The sequence below is a fragment of the Candidatus Krumholzibacteriota bacterium genome, assembly GCA_016932415.1.
In the GTDB taxonomy this organism is placed as follows: domain Bacteria; phylum Krumholzibacteriota; class Krumholzibacteriia; order Krumholzibacteriales; family Krumholzibacteriaceae; genus Krumholzibacterium.
Map to the genome: position 1 here is coordinate 1 of JAFGCX010000033.1, position 3,879 is coordinate 3,879.

The 3,879-nt window shown below is 51.5% G+C and carries 8 protein-coding genes; all 8 read left to right on the forward strand.

What is annotated here, in order from left to right; all coding sequences use genetic code 11:
* The coding region (locus JW814_11130; protein ID MBN2071998.1) for an elongation factor Tu at positions 1-87 on the forward strand (87 nt) is incomplete at its 5' end.
* A 17-nt stretch (positions 88-104) separates the two neighbouring features.
* Complete coding sequence (gene rpmG, locus JW814_11135) at positions 105-254, forward strand: 50S ribosomal protein L33 (GenBank protein ID MBN2071999.1); 150 nt, start codon at positions 105-107, stop codon at positions 252-254.
* 103 nt (positions 255-357) lie between these two features.
* On the forward strand, positions 358-546 hold the full coding sequence (secE, locus tag JW814_11140) for a preprotein translocase subunit SecE (GenBank protein ID MBN2072000.1): 189 nt from the start codon (positions 358-360) through the stop codon (positions 544-546).
* 396 nt (positions 547-942) lie between these two features.
* Positions 943-1,464, forward strand: coding sequence for a transcription termination/antitermination factor NusG (gene nusG, locus JW814_11145; GenBank protein ID MBN2072001.1), 522 nt, complete (start codon positions 943-945; stop codon positions 1,462-1,464).
* 51 nt (positions 1,465-1,515) lie between these two features.
* Positions 1,516-1,965: a 50S ribosomal protein L11 gene (gene rplK, locus JW814_11150; protein ID MBN2072002.1), complete on the forward strand. Its 450-nt coding sequence runs from the start codon at positions 1,516-1,518 to the stop codon at positions 1,963-1,965.
* A 24-nt stretch (positions 1,966-1,989) separates the two neighbouring features.
* Positions 1,990-2,691, forward strand: a complete 702-nt coding sequence (locus JW814_11155; protein MBN2072003.1) for a 50S ribosomal protein L1 — start codon at positions 1,990-1,992, stop codon at positions 2,689-2,691.
* Positions 2,692-2,710: 19 nt separating this feature from the next.
* Positions 2,711-3,232, forward strand: coding sequence for a 50S ribosomal protein L10 (locus JW814_11160; protein ID MBN2072004.1), 522 nt, complete (start codon positions 2,711-2,713; stop codon positions 3,230-3,232).
* Between the two features lie 74 nt (positions 3,233-3,306).
* Positions 3,307-3,807 (forward strand): 50S ribosomal protein L7/L12, encoded by a 501-nt coding sequence (gene rplL, locus JW814_11165; protein ID MBN2072005.1) that lies wholly within the window; start codon positions 3,307-3,309, stop codon positions 3,805-3,807.
* Positions 3,808-3,879: the final 72 nt, after the last annotated feature.

A 3,879-nucleotide genomic window follows, 5' to 3' on the forward strand; every position in this document is an offset into this window, starting at 1 on the left:
ATAGCGATGGAGAAAGAGCTCAGGTTCGCGATCCGCGAGGGCGGAAGGACTGTTGGCGCCGGCGTAGTTACCGAGATCATTGAATAGGAAAAGAGCTGATAACGATGAGAGACCTCGTGATACTGGCTTGCCAGGAGTGCAAGAACAGGAACTATACGACGAAGAAGAACAAGAGATTGCATCCGGACAGGCTTGAGCACAGTAAATACTGCCGTTTCTGTGGCAAGCATACGACTCACAAAGAGACCAGATAGAAGTGTCTTTGTGATCTTTTAGTTCACGCGGGATGCGGACCCGGCAGGATTTGGCATGATGGCCTCGATGTTGAGTCGCGGCCGTCATCGATCGGAGATCGGTATGTTCAATAAAATCGGAAAGTTTTTCACTGAGATCAAAAGTGAGATGAAGAAAGTCACGTGGCCGACTCGTGACGAACTCAAGGAATCAACGAAGCTGGTCATCGTGGCGACTTTCGTAGTCACCGTTTTCATCGGTTTTATCGACCAGATCCTTACTTTTGTGATCAGGCGCCTCCTTGGCTGGTAGGGACTGCCGGCTTTGGCAAGTAAGGGAAAAATAATGAACGAGGATATTTCGAAAGAAAAGGGTCCGGAAACGGTCCCTGAGAAGGATTCAAACGGCGTCGATGGTATCGGGGAGAACGCTTCCATCTCCAACGATTCCGAAACGCTGTATGAAGGGGAGAATATGAAAGACGGAGCTGTCGAGCCTGATGGGGAGAATGGCGATAATGTGGATATCGGGATCCCCCCGGATGCGGATGGTGACGACGACGGGCAGCCTTCCGACGCTGATGAAGCTGATGAGGGAGCGGCCACTGATTCTCCTGATAGACCCGCAGAGCAGCCTCCTTTTACTGATGGAGAGACTCCTGCCCCCGCGGCTTCGGCGAAAGGCCACAGCCCTGAAAGCAGCGGCAGGATGAAATGGTATGTAGTCCATACGTACTCCGGAAGGGAAGCGAAGGTGCGGGATACGGTCGAGCGCCTTATACAGGCCTCAGACTTCAAGGAAAAGTTCGGGAAGGTCCTTGTCGCTACCGAAGAGGTGGCGGAGATGAAAAAGGGCAAGAAGACCGTTTCAATGAGGAAACTCTTTCCGAGCTATATAATGATTGAAATGGAAATGACTAACGAGACATGGTCCCTCGTGGAGAATGTTCCCGGCGTGACCCATTTTGTCGGGGGGGAAGAAAAGCCCAGCCCGATATCTAAAAAGGAAGTCGACCGGATCCTTGGAAGGATGGAAAAGAAGGAAGGTATCATTCCGGAAGTCCCATTCTCGATAGGCGAGCATGTGAATGTCATAGACGGACCGTTTTCCGAATTTACAGGTGTGGTCGATGAGATCAATCCGGAAAGAGGAAAACTCAAAGTCCTTGTTAGCATTTTTGGCCGCGAAACACCGGTTGAGTTGGATTTTCTTCAGGTCAAACCTTTATAAGCGGTGTTGTAAAAGCGGTTTCGATATGAAGATCAAGGAGCTGAAAGCAAGATGGCTAAGAAGTCCAAGAAAAAGATCTTGAAGGTCGTAAAGCTGCAGATCCCTGGTGCGAACGCTACGCCAGCTCCGCCAGTCGGACCGGCGCTTGGGCAGCTGCAGGTCAGCTCGGTGGATTTCTGCAAGCAGTTCAATGCTGCGACGCAGAATATGGCAGGCATGATCGTGCCTGTCGAGATAACTGTCTATGCTGACAAAAGTTTTACGTTCATTACGAAGTCTCCTCCCGCTTCCGAACTGCTCAGGAAAGCGGCCGGGATCGCCAAAGGTTCCGGCGAACCCAATAAGGAAAAAGTAGCCAAGATATCCCTGGCCCAGGTTGAAGAGATCGCGAAGACGAAGATGAAGGATCTTAACGCTTTCGATCTCGAAGGGGCCGTTCTGATGGTCAAAGGTACGGCCAGGAGCATGGGGATCATCGTGGATGAGAAGATCAAGAAATAACTTACCAGAGAAAGCGGTGAGCAGATGAAGCGCGGCAAAAAATATGTCGACAGCACAGCGAAGATCGACCGCTCTCGGGAGTATCCGCTTGAAGAAGCAGTCGAGGTGATAAAAAACCTGCCGAAGGCGAATTTCGATGAGACGTTCGAGTTTTCCGTAAAACTCGGGGTCAATCCAAGGCACGCCGACCAGCAGGTCCGCGGCACTGTCCTTCTTCCCCATGGGACGGGGAAGGATGTACGGGTCCTCGTTCTTACCAAGGGTGAGAAAGAGATTGAGGCCAAAGAAGCGGGCGCCGATTACGTAGGCTCGGCTGAATACATCGAGAAGATAAATGGCGGATGGTTCGAGTTTGATGTGGCAATAGCCACGCCCGACATGATGGGCGAAGTAGGAAAACTCGGACGCATACTCGGGCCGCGAGGGCTTATGCCCAATCCGAAAGTCGGAACAGTGACTTTCGATGTCGGCAAAGCTGTAAAAGAATCAAAGGCTGGCAAGATCGAGTATCGCGTGGACAAAGGATCGAACGTCCATGTTCCGGTCGGCAAGGCGTCTTTCGACAAGATAAAGCTTGTCGAGAACATCAGGGCGCTGGTACTGGAACTTCTGCGCGCGAAACCTCAATCAGCCAAAGGAAAATATATTATCAGTGTGCATCTGGCGACGACGATGGGACCTTCGATAAAGATCGATTCCCAGGGACTGCTTGCCGAGGTGCGATAGACCGGAAAGGAGATCGTTTATGGTAAAGCCCATAAAGACTGATACAGTAAACGAAATGGTCGGTCTCATTCGCGATGCCAAATCTGTAATTCTGAACGACTTCACCGGTTTGAATGTCGCAGATATCTCGGAACTTCGCAAAGAATGCCGTAAGAACGGTGTCACCTTCAGGGTGATAAAGAATACGCTTGCGAAGATCAGTTTCGCGGATCTTGGGATCGAAGGCATGGAGCCGTTGCTGGAAGGGCCTACGGCTTTCGCGATAAGCCTGACCGATGAGGTCTCTCCGGCTCAGGTGCTGAAAAAATTCGCTGATGAGAACGACCTCCCGAAATTCAAGGGGGGATATGTGGCCGGCCGAGTCATCGACAAGGATGAAGTGGTCAGGCTGGCTGTGCTTCCCGGCAGGGAAGTGCTTCTTACGCAGGTCGTTGGAACGATCCAGGCGCCGCTGCGTGGACTCGTTGGAGTCCTCAGCGCTTCGCTCAGGGATCTGGCCGGCGTGTTGAACGCGATTTCGGAGAAAAAGGGAGCCGCTTGACGGCAGGGGTGAATGATGGCGTACAGGGCCATCTGTCAACCTGATAACTGAAGAAATGAAAGAGAGGAAATAAGATGCCCGCGAAGAAAGACGATGAAAAGAAAAAAGCAGAAGAGGTAGTAGAGGAAACAGCAGAGGAAGCCGCTCCTGAAGTAACGGCCGAAGAGCCCAAGGAAGAAAAAAAGGTGGAATCCTCATCGAAGACGGTAAAAAAGATAGTCGAGCTTGTAGAGAAGATGACTGTTCTCGAGCTTTCAGAGCTCGTCAAGGTCCTTGAAGATCATTTTGGCGTCACCGCTGCCGCTCCGATGGCGATGATGGCCGGCATGATGCCGGGCGCGGCCGCCGCGGAGGTCGAGGAAAAGACTGAGTTCGACGTCATCCTCAAGGATTTCGGCAGCCAGAAGATCCAGGTCATCAAGGTCGTAAGGGCGATCACCGGTCTCGGACTAATCGAGGCGAAAAAAGCCGTAGAAGAGATCCCGTCGACTCTGAAGGAAGGAATATCGAAAGAAGAAGCCGAAGAGATCAAAAAACAGATCGAGGAAGTCGGCGCTGTTATAGAGATCAAGTAATTTAATTAATTTATACGGCAGGCTAAAAGCCGCCTCAAGGGAGGGGTCGGTCTTATGATCAAGAAGCCTGAA